We start from the raw sequence: 13792 nt of genomic DNA on the forward strand, positions 1-13792 counted from the left end.
ACAAGTTCCGGCTCAATGCGATTCCCGGCTCACCTCGTCGCCGCTGGAGCCGACGAGGAAGTCCAGGTCGGCGCCGACTTCGGCGCCCAGGACGGTGTCCACGTACAGCTTCTGCCAGCCGCGGTCGGGACGGGCCAGCGCGGCCAGCAGGGCGGCGGAGGGCTCACGGGCGGCCAGTTCCTCGTCCGGCAGGTCGACCGACAGCTGCCTGTTCTCCACGTCGAGGATGATCCAGTCGCCGTCGCGGACCCGGTCCAGCGGTCCGCCCGCGGCGGCTTCCGGGGCCACGTGCAGCACGACCGTCCCGTACGCCGTACCGCTCATCCGCCCGTCGCAGACCCGGACCATGTCGCGGACGCCCTGGTGCAGCAGCTTGGTCGGCAGTGGCATGTTCGCCACCTCGGGCATGCCCGGGTAGCCGCGCGGCCCGCAGCCGCGCAGCACCAGCACGGAGTCCGCGTCGACGTCGAGGTCCGGCGCGTCGATGCGGGCGTGGAAGTCCTCCACCGAGTCGAACACCACCGCCCGGCCGCGGTGCCGCAGCAGGTGCGGGCTGGCCGCGGCGGGCTTGATGATCGCGCCGGCCGGGGCCAGGTTGCCGTGCAGCACCGCGATGCCGGCCTGCGGCAGCAGCGGCTTGTCGCGGGTGCGGATGACGTCCTGGTCCCAGATCTGCGCCTCGGTCAGCGACTCGACGAAGGGCCGGCCGGTCACGTCGATCGCGTCCTGGTCGAGCAGGTCGGCCACCTCGCGCAGCACCGCGGCCAGGCCACCGGCCCGGTACAGGTCCTCCATCAGGTACTTGCCGGCGGGCTGGAGGTCGACCAGCAGCGGGACGTCCGCGGCGATCCGGTCGAAGTCGGCCAGTGTGAGCGGCACGCCGAGCCGGCCGGCGATGGCCAGCAGGTGCACGACGGCGTTGGTGGAGCCACCGAGCGCGGCCAGCGCGACGATCGCGTTGTGGAACGAGCCGGTGGTCAGCACGCGGCTGGGCCGGCGGTCCGCGGCGATCATCTCCACGATCAGCCGGCCGGTCTCGTGCGAGCGGGCCAGCAGCCGGCTGTCGGGCGCCGGGGTGCCCGCCGTGCCGGGCAGCACCGTGCCGAGCGCCTCGGCGAGCAGGCCCATGGTCGAGGCGGTGCCCATGGTGTTGCAGTGGCCGCGGCTGCGGATCATCGAGGACTCGGACTCGAGGAAGGCGGCCTGGCTCAGGGTGCCCGCGCGGACCTCCTCGGAGAGCCGCCACACGTCGGTGCCGCAGCCCAGCGGGGTGCCGCGGAACGTGCCGGTGAGCATCGGCCCGCCCGGCACCACGACGGCGGGCAGGTCGACGGAGGCCGCGGCCATGAGCAGCGACGGGATCGTCTTGTCGCAGCCGCCGAGCAGCACCACGCCGTCGATCGGGTTGGCCCGCAGCATCTCCTCGGTCGCCATCGCGGCCATGTTGCGCCACAGCATCGCGGTCGGCCGGACCTGGGTCTCGCCGATCGACACGACCGGCAGATTCAGGGGGACGCCGCCGGCCTCCCAGATCCCCCGCTTGACGTGCTCGGCGACCTCGTCGAGGTGGCTGTTGCAGGGGGTCAGGTCCGAGGCCGTGTTGGCGATGGCGATCTGGGGCCGCCGACCCTCGAAGGCCGAGTTCGGCGATCCCCGGCGCATCCAGGCGCGGTGGATGTAGGAGTTGCGGTCCTGGCCGGCGTACCACTGGGCGCTGCGCAGTTCAGGCATATAACTTCCAATAATCGGAACGCTGGGTGCCTATCTGGAATATCCGGTACGGTACGCCAGTGCCCCCGGATACCGCACCCCCCTTGGTCGGCACGGACCGAGTGCTCGCCGTTCTCGCCGAGCTGGCGGGCCACGCCGACGGCGCCTCGCTGGAGGAGCTGACCCGGGCGGTGGCCAGCCCCAAGCCCACTGTGCACCGCGCCCTGGCCTCCTTGTGCCGCTTCGGCTTCGCCGCCCGCAACGGTCACGGCCGGTACGTGCTCGGCGACGAGTTCCTGCGGCTGGCGTTCGCCCACCACGAGGCCCGCCCCGACCACCTGCGGATCGCCCCGGTGCTGACCGCACTGACCGAGCGCTACGGCGAGACCGCCCACTACGCGGTGCTCGACGGCCACACGGTGGTCTACCGGGCCAAGGTCGACCCGGCCGCCGGGGCGCTGCGGCTGAGCTCCACGGTCGGCGGGCGCAACCCGGTGCACAGCACGGCGGTCGGCAAGCTGCTGCTGGCGTACGCGCTGCCGGACGACGACGCGGTCACCGCCTGGGTCGGCGACCGTCTCCTCCCCCAGCGCACGCCACATACTCTGACCAGCGCAGAAGCGCTCGCCGCGGAGCTGCGGACCATCCGTGCCCACGGGTACGCCGTCGACGACCAGGAGAACGAGCCGGGCATCGTCTGTCTCGCCGTACCCGTGTTCCTGACCTCGCCGACCCGGCCCAGCGGTGCCGTCAGCGTCTCCGCGCCGGTCTCCCGCACCCCGCTGGCGACCTTGGTCGCCGAGGTCCAGACCATCCGGGCGACGGTGGCGGCCCGATGAACCGGACCGCCGAGGTCGCCTCCACGCAGAGCTTCATGCTCGGCGAGGGCCCGGTGTGGGACGCCCCGCGCGACCGGCTGCTCTGGGTCGACATCGACGCCGGCACGGTGCACGAGGGCCGGCTCGACGGCGACCGGGTGATCGTCACCGGCACTCAGAAACGGGACCGCACGGTCGGCGCGGTGGTCTGTTCGGCCGCCGGCGAGCTGCTGGTGGCGGGCGCGGAAACGTTGCTCACCACGCCGCCGACCCGGGTCGTCGCCGCCGGCTCCGGCCGCCGGCTGAACGACGGCGCCTGCGATCCGGCGGGCGCGTTCCTGGTCGGCACGCTCGCCCTGGGCGACACCGAGGGCGAGGAGACCCTGGTACGCCTGGAGCGCGACGGCTCGCTGACCGTGCTCGACGACGACCTCAACCTGTCCAACGGACTGTGCTGGAGCCCCGACGGCAGCCTGCTCTACAGCATCGACAGCGTCCCGGGCATCGTCTGGGTCCGCTCGTACGACGCGGCCACCGGCGTCACCGGGCCCCGCCGGGAGTGGCTGCGGATCACCGACGGGCTGCCCGACGGCCTGTGCGCCGACGCGGACGGGCACCTGTGGATCGCGATCTGGGGCGCCGGTGAGGTGCGCCGGTTCACCCCCGACGCCCGGCCCGCCGGGGTCGTCACGGTCGCGGCCCCGCACACCACCAGCGTCGCGTTCGTCGGGGCGGGCCTGGACCGGCTGCTGATCACCACCGCCACCGCCCACCTGGACGCGGGCCAGCTGGCCGCGTATCCGATGTCCGGCCGGCTCTTCCTGGCCGACGTCGGGGTCACCGGGCTGCCGGTGACCCCGTGGGCCGGACCCAACCCTGGAGAGACATGAAGCTGATGCGCATCGGCGACGCCGGGCTCGAGCGCACCGTCGTCCGCGTCGACGAGGAGACCTACGTCGACGCCGCCGACCTGGAAGCGCTGTTCTTCCCCGCGCCGCAGGAGTTCCGGCAGGCCGTCGAGGCCCGGATCGCCGCCGGGCAGGTACGCCGGTTCGCCGGGGAACGGGTCGGCGCACCGATCCCCCGCCCGCACCAGATCCTCTGCATCGGGCTCAACTACCGCGACCACGCCGCCGAGACCGGGCAGGCCGTGCCGGCCGAGCCGATCCTGTTCACCAAGCCGCCGAACACCCTGGTCGGGCCGTACGACCGGGTGCGGCAGCCGCGCGGGTCGACCAAGCTGGACTGGGAGGTCGAGCTGGGCATCGTGATCGGCCGGCGGGCGAGCTACCTGGACGACCACGACGCCGCCCGCGAGGCCATCGCCGGTTACCTGGTCAGCAACGACATCAGCGAGCGGGCCTTCCAGATGGAACGCGGCGGGCAGTGGTCGAAGGGCAAGTCCGCCGAGACGTTCAACCCGGCCGGGCCGTGGCTGGTCACCCCGGACGAGATCACCGACGTCAGCGCGCTGGGCCTGTGGCTGGACGTCAACGGCGTCCGGCGGCAGACCGGCAGCACCGCCACGATGGTCTTCGACCCGTACGAGATCGTGCGCTACCTGAGCCAGTTCCTGGTGCTCGAACCCGGCGACCTGATCAACACGGGCACCCCGCCCGGCGTCGGCATGGGCTTCGACCCGCCGGTCTGGCTGCGCCCCGGCGACGTCATGGAGCTGGGCATCGACGGCCTGGGCAGCCAGCGCCAGACCGTGGTGGCCGCCCGCTGATGCGCGCCTTCGTGATCACCGGGCCGGGCCGGGCCGAGGTCCAGGAGGTCGAGCCGCCGGCGGCCGGTCCCGGTGAGGTCGTGGTCGACGTCGAACGGGCCGGCGTGTGCGGCACCGACATGGAGTTCTTCAGCGGCGCGATGTCGTACCTGCACACCGACCAGGCGAAGTACCCGATGCGGATCGGCCACGAATGGTCCGGCACGGTCAGCGCCGTCGGGCCGGGGGTGGCGGAGACCTGGCTCGGGCGGCGGGTCACCGGTGACACCATGCTGGGCTGCGGCCGCTGTGCGCGGTGCCGGTCCGGGCGGCAGCACGTGTGCGCCGACCGGTACGAGATCGGCGTGCGCAACGGCTGGCCGGGGGCGCTGGCCGAGCAGTTGCCCGTACCGGTGAAAGCTCTGCAGGTCCTGCCCGAGCAGGTCGACGCGGCGCTGGGGGCCCTGGTCGAGCCCGGTGGCAACGCGCTGCGCGCGGTCCGCGGCGCGGCCCTGCCGCCGGGCGGGCGGCTGCTGATCCTCGGCCCCGGCGCGATCGGCCTGCTCACCGCCCAGATCGCGCTCGCCCAGGGCGCTGATGTGCACCTGCTCGGGCGGAGCGAGGCGTCGCTGGCCTTCGCCGCCTCGGTGGGCTTTCCGCAGGGCTGGACCGCCGAGACCCTGCCGGACCTGGCCTGGGACGCGGTCATCGACGCGTCCAACGGACCGGAGTTGCCGGCGCTCGCCGCTGAGCTGGTCGAGCCGGGCCGGCGCGTGGTCTACGTCGGGCTCTCCGCCGAGCCCAGCCTGATCGACTCGCGGACGCTGGCCCTCAAGGACGTCACCGCGGTCGGGGTGCTCAGCGCCTCCGGTGGGTTCGCCGGGACGGTCGAGCTGTTCGCTTCGGGGGAAGTCGACCCGCGCCCGCTGGTCGCCGCCACTGTCGGGCTCGATGACGTCGCCGCGGTGCTGGCCGGCCAACGCCGTCCCGGCTGGGGCGCCGGACCGAAGATCCACGTCGATCCCCGGCTCCGGTCATGACCGGCCGCATCGGGCCACGCCCAGCGGCAACAGATCCCCGCCCGGCCGGCGCGGGCCAGGACGGCCCCAGCCGGAACGCCGCCGGCCAGGACGGCCCGGGCCACGACGGCACAACGCCGGGTCACCGCCCGGCCGGCGCGGGCCAGTTCGGCACGACATGGGAGGTCCAGGCATGACCGAGTTCGCCGGACTCACCGCGATCGTCACCGGTGCCGCCAGTGGTATCGGGGCCGCGACCGCCGCCCTGCTGCGCGAACGCGGCGCCCGGGTGGCCGGCCTCGACCTGGTCGAGCAGGACGCCGACCTGTCGGTGGTCTGCGACGTCGGTGACAGCGCATCGGTGGACGCGGCCGTCGCCACGGTCGCCGAGCGCTGCGGCCGCATCGACATCCTGATCAACAACGCCGGCATCGGCGCGGTCGGCGACGTCACCGCGAACAGCGACGACGAGTGGCACCGGGTGCTCAACATCAACGTGGTCGGCATCGCGCGGATGTCGCGGGCGGCGCTGCCGTACCTGCTGGCCTCGCCGAGCGCCGCGATCGTCAACACCTGCTCGATCGCGGCACCGCTCGGCCTGCCGCAGCGGGCCCTGTACTCGGCCAGCAAGGGCGCGGTGGCCTCGCTGACCCTGGCGATGGCCGCCGATCACGTCCGGCAGGGCGTACGGGTCAACGCGGTCGTGCCCGGCACGGCCGACACCCCGTGGGTGGCCCGGCTGCTGAACGCGGCCGAGGATCCGGCGGCGGCCGCGGCCGCGCTGCGCGGGCGGCAGCCGACCGGGCGGCTGGTCACGGCGGCCGAGATCGCCCACGCGATCGCCTATCTGGCCAGCCCGCTGGCGTCCGCGACCACGGGCACACTGCTGGCGGTCGACGGCGGTATGACCGGGATCCGGCTGCCCGGCTGAGACCGTCCACCGGGGACAGCGGCTCGCGTCGATCATTGTTAGCGTCTGGGGCGCACCATCGCCGAACTCCTCGGGGGACCCCCATGTCAAGATTGCGCACCCTGGCCGGCCTGGTCGTGCTGGCGACCGCCGGACTGCTGATCACGCCCACCGCAGCCCAGGCGGCCACGCCGTTGCGGGCGAACATCTCCTGTGACGCCGAGACCGGCGCCGTCACGACCTGGGCCTCGGGCAACCTGCTCGTCCCGGGCACCCCGACCTCGGTCATCGTCGAGTTCCAGCGCCGCGGTGGCACGCGGGTCACGGCCACGACGTCCACGGCGCTCGCCTCGGCGGCCCAGCCGTACGTGGTCAAGACCACCAGCACCAGCACCGGCGATGTCAACGCGACCGGATACCACACCACCTTCGACCCGGTGACCTCCCTCTTCTACCGGGAGAACCTGCTGGTCACGTTCAAGAACGCCGCCGGCGTCACGCTCACCACCCGCGAGGCGTCCTGCAACTACGACCAGCGGACCACGGCCACGCTGACCTGTGACCCCGAGGCCCGCACCGTGACCGCGACCGTCGACGGCGTCAACGGGCAGGCCGGGGCGTCGTCCGGGGCCGGACGCCCGACCCGGGTCGGCTACCACGTCGTGCGGATCATCCAGCACGTGCAGAACGAACCGCGCTTCCGTTCCGAGCTGCTCGGGGGTGCCTGGGACATCGAGCACCGCGTGACCCGGGCCGCGGACGGCACCTGGACCGACGCGGGTTACGCCCGCACGCAGACCGGCACCCCGTACTACTACGCCGAGGAGCTGACCGTCGGCGTCTTCGACACCTACGGCGCCATCGTCGGGTGGACCACCACCCGGTGCACCCTGTTCGACGGATCGGTCACGCCGGCGTAAGGACGAGAAACGCCGGGTCAGCGAGCTGACCCGGCGTTCTCGTGAAGCTGTGCGCTCTCAGACGTTGAAACCCAGCGCGCGCAGCTGCTCGCGGCCGTCGTCGGTGATCTTGTCGGGGCCCCACGGCGGCAGCCACACCCAATTGATCCGGAAGTCCTTGACCAGACCGCCGCCCGGCCCGGTGGTCAGCGCCTGGCGGGTCTGGTCCTCGATGACGTCGGTCAGCGGGCAGGCCGCCGAGGTCAGCGTCATGTCCAGGGTCACCACGTTGTCGTCGTCGACGTGCGCGTCGTAGACCAGTCCGAGGTCGACCACGTTGATGCCGAGCTCGGGGTCGACGACGTCCTTCATCGCCTCCTCGATGTCGGCGATGGTCGGCTTCGACACGACCGTGCCGGGCGCCGTCTCCGCCTCCGCCACCACGGGGGCCGTCGCGTCGTCGGGACCCGCCGTGTCGGCCGCGTCCGAGGCGATCTCTTCCAGCGTCCTGTCCGTCATGCTGTCTTCACCTCCGGGCTCACGCCCACACCGGCGCGCGCCGCGGCGTCCTTGAACGCCATCCACGGCAGCAGCGCACACTTGACCCGGGCCGGATAGCGCGCCACGCCGGCGAACGCCACCCCGTCCCCGAGCACTTCCTCGTCGGGCTCGATCTGGCCGCGGCTCTGCATGAGCGCGACGAACGCCTCCTGCACCGGGGCCGCCTCGTCCACCGTGCGGCCCTGCAGCAGCTCGTGCAGCACGGACGCCGAAGCCTGGCTGATCGAGCAGCCGATCCCGTCGTACGAGATGTCCTTGAGCGTGGAGCCGTCGACGGCGACCCGGAAGGTCACCTCGTCGCCGCAGGTGGGGTTGACGTGGTGCGCCTCGCCACCGTACGGCGCCCGCAGGCCCTTGCCGTGCGGATGCTTGTAGTGGTCCAGGATGATCTCCTGGTACAGCTGGTCGATCATCAGGCGAACACCTTCCGCACCTGCTCCAGACCGCGCGCCAGGGCGTCGATCTCGTCGGTCGTCGTATAGAGGTAGAACGAGGCCCGGGTCATCGCCGGGACCCCGAACCGCGCGCACACCGGGCGCGCGCAGTGGTGTCCCACCCTCACCTCAACACCGAGGTCGTCGAGAATCTGCCCGACATCGTGCGGATGCACACCTTCGACCTCGAACGAGACCGTGCCGCCGCGGCCTTCCGGGGTGCCCGGGCCGAAGACCCGGACGCCCGGCACGTCCGCGAGAGCTTTCAACGCGTACGCGGTGAGCTCCTGCTCGTGCCGGTGCACGTTTTCCATGCCCAATGCGGTCAGGTAGTCCACCGCCGCGCCCAGGCCGATCGCCTCGGTGATCGGCGGGGTGCCACCCTCGAAGCGCGCCGGCGGCGGGGCGAACGTCGTGCCGCCCATCGTCACCGTCTCGATCGTCGACCCGCCGGCCAGGAACGGCGGCATGGCCTCCAGCAGCGCCATCCGCCCCCAGAGCACCCCGATGCCGGTCGGGCCGAGCATCTTGTGCCCGGTGAACGCGATGAAGTCGGCGCCCAGCTCGACCACGTCGAGCGGCAGGTGCGGCACGGACTGCGAGCAGTCCAGCATGACCAGCGCACCGACCTCGTGGGCCCGGGCGACGATCCGCGCCGGGTCGTTGATCGTGCCCAGGATGTTGGACATGTGCACGATCGACACCAGCTTGGTGCGCTCGTTGATCAGCTCGCCGAGGGTCGACTCGTCGAGCCGGCCCTCGTCGGTGACGCCGAACCAGCGCAGGGTCGCCCCGGTGCGCTGGCACAGCAGCTGCCACGGCACGAGATTGGAGTGGTGCTCCATCTCGGAGACCACGATCTCGTCACCGGGGCCGAGCTTGAGGAGCTCCGCCGACGTGTACGCCACCAGGTTGATCGCCTCGGTCGAGTTCTTGGTGAACACGACCTCGTCGGGGCTGGGCGCCCCGATGAAGGCGGCGACCTTCGCGCGGGCATCCTCGTACGCCGTGGTGGACTCGGTGCCGAGCGTGTGCACGGAGCGGGACACGTTGCCGTTGTACTGCTCCTGGTGCGCCCGCATGGCGTCGAGCACCTGGCGCGGCTTCTGCGAGGTGTTCGCGCTGTCGAGGTAGACGAGCGGGTGCCCGTTGACCTCCCGGCTCAGGATCGGGAAGTCGGCACGCACCCGCGCCACGTCGAAGGTCATGATCGTCCCGGTCCTCAGGCCCGCGCGCCGGCCACGTAACGCTCGTAACCTTCGGCCTCGAGCTGCTCGGCGAGCTCCGGGCCGCCCTCCTGGACGATCTTGCCGGCCACGAAGACGTGCACGTAGTCCGGCTTGATGTAGCGCAGGATGCGGGTGTAGTGGGTGATCAGCAGCAGGCCGGCCTCGCCGGACGCGCGGACCCGGTTGACGCCCTCGCTGACGATGCGCAGCGCGTCGATGTCGAGGCCGGAGTCGGTCTCGTCGAGGATCGCCATCTTCGGCTTGAGCAGCTCGAGCTGCATGATCTCGTGGCGCTTCTTCTCACCGCCGGAGAAGCCCTCGTTGACGTTGCGCTGGGCGAACGCCGGGTCCATCTGCAGCTTCTCCATGGCGCCGCGCAGCTCGCCGGCCCAGGTGCGCAGCTTCGGCGCCTCGCCGTCGATCGCGGTCTTGGCGGTCCGCAGGAAGTTGGCCACCGAGACACCGGGGACCTCGACCGGGTACTGCATGGCCAGGAACAGGCCGGCCCGGGCGCGCTCGTCGACGGTCATCGCGAGGACGTCCTCGCCGTCGAGGGTGACCGTGCCGCCGGTGATCTCGTACTTCGGGTGCCCGGCGATGGAGTAGGCCAGGGTCGACTTGCCCGAGCCGTTGGGGCCCATGATGGCGTGCGTCTCACCCGACTTCACGGTCAGGTCGACGCCGGCCAGGATCGGCTTCAGCTCGCCCTCGGGCAGCTTGACCGACACCTGCAGGTCGCGGATCTCGAGGGTGCTCACGGCATGACTCCATTACTCGGCGTTGTCGAAACGTAGATGTCGCCGTCGCGGATCTCGACGGGGAAGGTCGCCACCGGCTCGGTGGCGGGCAGGCCGCTGGGCTCACCGGTACGCAGGTCGAAGCGGGAGCCGTGCAGCCAGCACTCGAGGGTGCAACCGTCGACCTCCCCCTCGGAGAGCGCGACGGCGGCGTGGCTGCACTCGTCCCGGACGGCGTAGAACTGGTCGTCGTCGGCGTGCACGACGGCGATCTCCACGCCGTCGAGCTCCGTGGTGATGACGGAGCCCTTGGCGACATCCGCGGCCGGGCCCACTAGCTCGAAACTCATGAACCCGCCTTCGCCAGCCTCGCCTCGATGGCGTCGCCCAGGCGCTCACGCAGTTCCTCGACCGGGATCTTGTTGATCAGCTCGGCGAAGAAGCCGCGGACCACCAGCTTGCGCGCCTCGGACTCCGGGATGCCGCGGGCCATCAGGTAGAACAGCTGCTCGTCGTCGAAGCGGCCGGTCGCGCTGGCGTGTCCGGCGCTGACCACCTCACCGGTCTCGATCTCGAGGTTCGGCACCGAGTCGGCGCGGGCACCATCGGTGAGCAGCAGGTTGCGGTTGATCTCGTACGTCTCCGTGCCGGTGGCCGCCGCCCGGATCAGCACGTCGCCGACCCAGACGGTGTGCGCCGACTGGCCCTGCAGGGCGCCGCGGTAGCCGACGTAGCTGCGGCAGTCGGGCACGCTGTGGTCGACGAGCTGGCGGTGCTCGACGTGCTGGCCGGCGTCGGCGAAGTACAGGCCGTAGAGCTCGGCCTCTCCGCCACGGCCGGCATACTCCACGCTGGCGAACTGCCGCAGCAGGCTGCCACCGAGGCTGACCTGCACGTGGACGACCTTGGCGTCGCGGCCCACCTTGAACTTGACGTGCTGGGCCTGCACCGCCTCGGCGTCCCACTCGGTGAGCGTGACGAAGGTGAGCTGGGCACCGTCACCCAGCACCACCTCGACGTTGTCGGCCAGGGTCGCCGCGCCGGTCTGCTCCAGCACGACGGTGGCCTGCGCGAAGTTGCCCAGCTTGACGTAGGTCCGGGCGGCGGCCGCCTCGAGGCCCTGCCCGACGACCCGGATGACCACCGGCTCGGCCGCGACGGTGTCGGCGGCGACGTCGATCAGCGTCACGTTCGCCGCCGCGCCGTACGCCAGCGCGCTGATCCGGTCGAACGGCGTCAGCACCGCCTCGACCTTGCCCGCGTCGACCTGGGTGACCGACACGCCGGCCGGCAGGTCGCCGGGCGCGAAGCCCGGCGCCGACCCGGTCAGCGTGGTCGCCGTGACCAGCTCCTTCAGGCGCTTGATCGGCGTGAAGCGCCACTCCTCCTCCAGGCCGCCCACGGCCGGGAAGTCGGTGACGTCGAAGGAGCGCAGCACCTGCGACTTGGTGCTCGGCGGGGCCATGGCCTCGGTAGTCATCTCGTCCTTGATCTCGTTTGTGAATAAAGGCCCGGGGGCGGTCAGCCGACCGCACCCTCCATCTGGAGCTCGATCAGGCGGTTCAGCTCGAGGGCGTACTCCATCGGGAGCTCCTTGGCGATCGGCTCGATGAACCCGCGCACGATCATCGCCATGGCCTCGTCCTCGGTCAGGCCCCGGCTCATCAGGTAGAAGAGCTGGTCGTCACTGATCTTGGAGACGGTCGCCTCGTGCCCCATCGCCACGTCGTCCTCGCGGATGTCCACGTACGGGTACGTGTCCGAGCGGGAGATCGTGTCGACCAGCAGCGCGTCGCACTTGACCGTGCTGGCGCTGTGGTGCGAGCCCTCCATGACCTGCACGAGACCGCGGTACGACGTGCGGCCACCGCCCCGGGCGATCGACTTGCTGATGATCGACGAGGAGGTGTGCGGCGCGGCGTGCACCATCTTGGCCCCGGCGTCCTGGTGCTGACCCTCGCCGGCCATCGCGACGCTGAGCACCTCGCCCTTGGCGTGCGGGCCGGTCATGTAGACGGCCGGGTACTTCATCGTCACCTTGGAGCCGATGTTGCCGTCGACCCACTCCATGGTCGCGCCCTCTTCGCAGGTGGCGCGCTTGGTGACCAGGTTGTACACGTTGTTCGACCAGTTCTGGATGGTCGTGTACCGGCACCGGGCGTTCTTCTTGACCACGATCTCCACGACCGCGCTGTGCAGCGAGTCGGAGGAGTAGATCGGGGCGGTGCAGCCCTCGACGTAGTGGATGTAGGCGCCCTCGTCGACGATGATCAGCGTCCGCTCGAACTGGCCCATGTTCTCGGTGTTGATCCGGAAGTAGGCCTGCAGCGGGATGTCGACGTGCACACCCTTCGGCACGTAGATGAACGAGCCACCCGACCACACGGAGGTGTTCAGCGCGGCGAACTTGTTGTCGCCGACCGGGATGACCGTGCCGAAGTACTCCTTGAAGATGTCCTCGTGCTCGCGCAGGGCGGTGTCGGTGTCCAGGAACAGGACACCCTGCTGCTCGAGGTCCTCACGGATCTTGTGGTAGACGACCTCGGACTCGTACTGGGCCGCGACACCGGAGACGAGGCGCTGCTTCTCCGCCTCGGGGATGCCGAGCTTGTCGTACGTGTTCTTGATGTCCGCCGGCAGGTCGTCCCAGGACGCGGCCTGCTTCTCGGTGGAGCGCACGAAGTACTTGATGTTCTGGAAGTCGATGCCGGTGAGGTCGGCGCCCCAGTTCGGCATGGGCTTGCGGTCGAACAGGCGCAGGCCCTTGAGCCGCAGGTCGAGCATCCACTGCGGTTCGTTCTTGAGCGCGGAGATGTTGCGCACCACCGCTTCGGACAGGCCGCGCTGGGCGGTCGCCCCGGCGGTGTCGACGTCGGCCCAGCCGTATTCGTACTTGCCCAGGGCGGCGAGGTGCTCTTCCTGGGTGACGACGGGCTGGACGATCTGCTCGGTCATTTATCTGTCCTCACAGTGGTGGCGGTCGAATCGGTTGTGCTGATCGCGCGCGGCGGGGTGGGGATGTGCGTGGTGCACACCCCGTCGCCGTGCGCGATGGTGGCCAGGCGCTGCACGTGGGTGCCGATGAGCCGCGAGATGACCGCGGTCTCGGCGTCGCACAGCTGGGGGAACTCGGCGGCGACGTGCGCCACCGGGCAGTGGTGCTGGCACAGCTGCCCGCCGGACGCGATCGTCGTCGCGTTGGCAGCGTAACCCTCGGCGGTCAGGGCCTCCGCGAGTGCCTCCGCCCGTGCGATCGGGTCGTCGCCGGCCTCGAGCAGCGCGGCCCGGCAGCGCTCCTCCAGGGCCGAGACCTGAGCGGTGGCGAAGGCGGTGACCGCCTCCGGGCCGCCGTGCTCGGCGATCCATCGCAGGGCGGCGGTGGCGATGCCGTCGTAGAAGTGCGGGAAGCCCTCCCGGGCCGCCGCGGTGAGCACGAACGCCTTGGCGGGCCGGCCCCGGCCGCGCGGACCCTGGGGCCGGGTCTCGCGGACCTCGACGAGCTGGTCGGCCAGCATGGCGTCGAGATGCTTGCGGATGGCAGCCGGGCTGAGCCCGAGCTGGGCACCGAGCTCGGCGGCGGTGGCCGCCCCGCTCTCGAAGAGCAGCTGGGCGACCCGGTCACGGGTGCGCGCGTCGGCAGAAGGGGCCACAACGGCCACTCCCCTGCTCCGCGCCAGCACTCCGTTTTTCACTACGCCAACGTTACGTATTTCGGGGAGCCCCTGCAAACCGGCACCCTGGTGATCCAGGACACCGCGGGGCCCCGG

At 71.4% G+C, this 13792-nt stretch carries 15 protein-coding genes; 6 read left to right on the top strand and 9 right to left on the bottom strand.

Annotated elements, in window-relative coordinates; genetic code table 11:
- Positions 1 to 12 precede the first annotated feature (12 nt).
- Positions 13 to 1731 (bottom strand): IlvD/Edd family dehydratase, encoded by a 1719-nt coding sequence (locus AB0C12_RS14140; RefSeq protein WP_360547749.1) that lies wholly within the window; start codon positions 1729 to 1731, stop codon positions 13 to 15.
- Between the two features lie 83 nt (positions 1732 to 1814).
- On the opposite strand from AB0C12_RS14140, the gene AB0C12_RS14145 reads away from it, so the two are divergent.
- From AB0C12_RS14145 to AB0C12_RS14170, 6 genes are all read left to right on the top strand, one after another.
- On the top strand, positions 1815 to 2549 hold the full coding sequence (locus tag AB0C12_RS14145) for an IclR family transcriptional regulator (RefSeq protein ID WP_360547751.1): 735 nt from the start codon (positions 1815 to 1817) through the stop codon (positions 2547 to 2549).
- Entirely contained in the window at positions 2546 to 3418 is an 873-nt protein-coding gene (locus tag AB0C12_RS14150) for an SMP-30/gluconolactonase/LRE family protein (RefSeq protein ID WP_360547753.1), read from the top strand. The genes AB0C12_RS14145 and AB0C12_RS14150 overlap by 4 nt, the downstream gene beginning before the upstream one ends.
- A complete protein-coding gene (locus AB0C12_RS14155; protein WP_360547755.1) occupies positions 3415 to 4257 on the top strand; it encodes a fumarylacetoacetate hydrolase family protein in 843 nt (280 codons plus the stop codon). Before AB0C12_RS14150 ends, AB0C12_RS14155 begins: the two co-directional genes overlap by 4 nt.
- Positions 4257 to 5276, top strand: coding sequence for an alcohol dehydrogenase catalytic domain-containing protein (locus AB0C12_RS14160; protein ID WP_360547757.1), 1020 nt, complete (start codon positions 4257 to 4259; stop codon positions 5274 to 5276). Before AB0C12_RS14155 ends, AB0C12_RS14160 begins: the two co-directional genes overlap by 1 nt.
- A 172-nt stretch (positions 5277 to 5448) precedes the next feature.
- On the top strand, positions 5449 to 6186 hold the full coding sequence (locus AB0C12_RS14165) for an SDR family oxidoreductase (protein WP_360547759.1): 738 nt from the start codon (positions 5449 to 5451) through the stop codon (positions 6184 to 6186).
- 83 nt (positions 6187 to 6269) lie between these two features.
- Positions 6270 to 7085 (top strand): hypothetical protein, encoded by an 816-nt coding sequence (locus tag AB0C12_RS14170; RefSeq protein WP_360547761.1) that lies wholly within the window; start codon positions 6270 to 6272, stop codon positions 7083 to 7085.
- Positions 7086 to 7142: 57 nt separating this feature from the next.
- Here the strand turns inward: AB0C12_RS14170 and AB0C12_RS14175 are convergent, their stop codons facing one another.
- Genes AB0C12_RS14175 through AB0C12_RS14210 form a run of 8 tightly spaced genes read right to left on the bottom strand, consistent with a single transcriptional unit; the run spans position 7143 to position 13684 of the window.
- Positions 7143 to 7583, bottom strand: a complete 441-nt coding sequence (locus AB0C12_RS14175; protein WP_360547764.1) for a metal-sulfur cluster assembly factor — start codon at positions 7581 to 7583, stop codon at positions 7143 to 7145.
- On the bottom strand, positions 7580 to 8041 hold the full coding sequence (gene sufU, locus AB0C12_RS14180; RefSeq protein ID WP_360548994.1) for a Fe-S cluster assembly sulfur transfer protein SufU: 462 nt from the start codon (positions 8039 to 8041) through the stop codon (positions 7580 to 7582). The genes AB0C12_RS14175 and sufU overlap by 4 nt, the downstream gene beginning before the upstream one ends.
- Entirely contained in the window at positions 8038 to 9267 is a 1230-nt protein-coding gene (locus AB0C12_RS14185; protein WP_360547767.1) for a cysteine desulfurase, read from the bottom strand. Before AB0C12_RS14185 ends, sufU begins: the two co-directional genes overlap by 4 nt.
- 14 nt (positions 9268 to 9281) lie before the next feature.
- Complete coding sequence (gene sufC, locus AB0C12_RS14190; protein ID WP_360547769.1) at positions 9282 to 10046, bottom strand: Fe-S cluster assembly ATPase SufC; 765 nt, start codon at positions 10044 to 10046, stop codon at positions 9282 to 9284.
- Positions 10043 to 10375: a non-heme iron oxygenase ferredoxin subunit gene (locus AB0C12_RS14195; RefSeq protein WP_360547771.1), complete on the bottom strand. Its 333-nt coding sequence runs from the start codon at positions 10373 to 10375 to the stop codon at positions 10043 to 10045. Before AB0C12_RS14195 ends, sufC begins: the two co-directional genes overlap by 4 nt.
- Positions 10372 to 11505 carry a Fe-S cluster assembly protein SufD gene (sufD, locus tag AB0C12_RS14200; protein ID WP_360547773.1) on the bottom strand — a complete coding sequence of 378 codons (1134 nt, stop codon included), beginning with the start codon at positions 11503 to 11505 and terminating at the stop codon, positions 10372 to 10374. The genes AB0C12_RS14195 and sufD overlap by 4 nt, the downstream gene beginning before the upstream one ends.
- Positions 11506 to 11546: 41 nt before the next feature.
- Complete coding sequence (sufB, locus tag AB0C12_RS14205; RefSeq protein WP_360547775.1) at positions 11547 to 12980, bottom strand: Fe-S cluster assembly protein SufB; 1434 nt, start codon at positions 12978 to 12980, stop codon at positions 11547 to 11549.
- Complete coding sequence (locus AB0C12_RS14210) at positions 12977 to 13684, bottom strand: transcriptional regulator (protein WP_360547777.1); 708 nt, start codon at positions 13682 to 13684, stop codon at positions 12977 to 12979. The genes sufB and AB0C12_RS14210 overlap by 4 nt, the downstream gene beginning before the upstream one ends.
- Positions 13685 to 13792 lie beyond the last annotated feature (108 nt).

The sequence above is a fragment of the Actinoplanes sp. NPDC048967 genome, assembly GCF_040649415.1.
In the GTDB taxonomy this organism is placed as follows: Bacteria; Actinomycetota; Actinomycetes; order Mycobacteriales; family Micromonosporaceae; genus Actinoplanes.

Coding starts and splice junctions, on each gene's coding strand:
- sufB (WP_360547775.1), bottom strand. CDS start 12,980: ATGACCGAGCAGATCGTCCAGCCCGTCGTCACCCAGGAAGAGCACCTC.
- AB0C12_RS14195 (WP_360547771.1), bottom strand. CDS start 10,375: ATGAGTTTCGAGCTAGTGGGCCCGGCCGCGGATGTCGCCAAGGGCTCC.
- AB0C12_RS14155 (WP_360547755.1), top strand. CDS start 3,415: ATGAAGCTGATGCGCATCGGCGACGCCGGGCTCGAGCGCACCGTCGTC.
- sufD (WP_360547773.1), bottom strand. CDS start 11,505: ATGACTACCGAGGCCATGGCCCCGCCGAGCACCAAGTCGCAGGTGCTG.
- AB0C12_RS14175 (WP_360547764.1), bottom strand. CDS start 7,583: ATGACGGACAGGACGCTGGAAGAGATCGCCTCGGACGCGGCCGACACG.
- AB0C12_RS14165 (WP_360547759.1), top strand. CDS start 5,449: ATGACCGAGTTCGCCGGACTCACCGCGATCGTCACCGGTGCCGCCAGT.
- AB0C12_RS14140 (WP_360547749.1), bottom strand. CDS start 1,731: ATGCCTGAACTGCGCAGCGCCCAGTGGTACGCCGGCCAGGACCGCAAC.
- AB0C12_RS14150 (WP_360547753.1), top strand. CDS start 2,546: ATGAACCGGACCGCCGAGGTCGCCTCCACGCAGAGCTTCATGCTCGGC.
- AB0C12_RS14170 (WP_360547761.1), top strand. CDS start 6,270: ATGTCAAGATTGCGCACCCTGGCCGGCCTGGTCGTGCTGGCGACCGCC.
- AB0C12_RS14185 (WP_360547767.1), bottom strand. CDS start 9,267: ATGACCTTCGACGTGGCGCGGGTGCGTGCCGACTTCCCGATCCTGAGC.
- AB0C12_RS14160 (WP_360547757.1), top strand. CDS start 4,257: ATGCGCGCCTTCGTGATCACCGGGCCGGGCCGGGCCGAGGTCCAGGAG.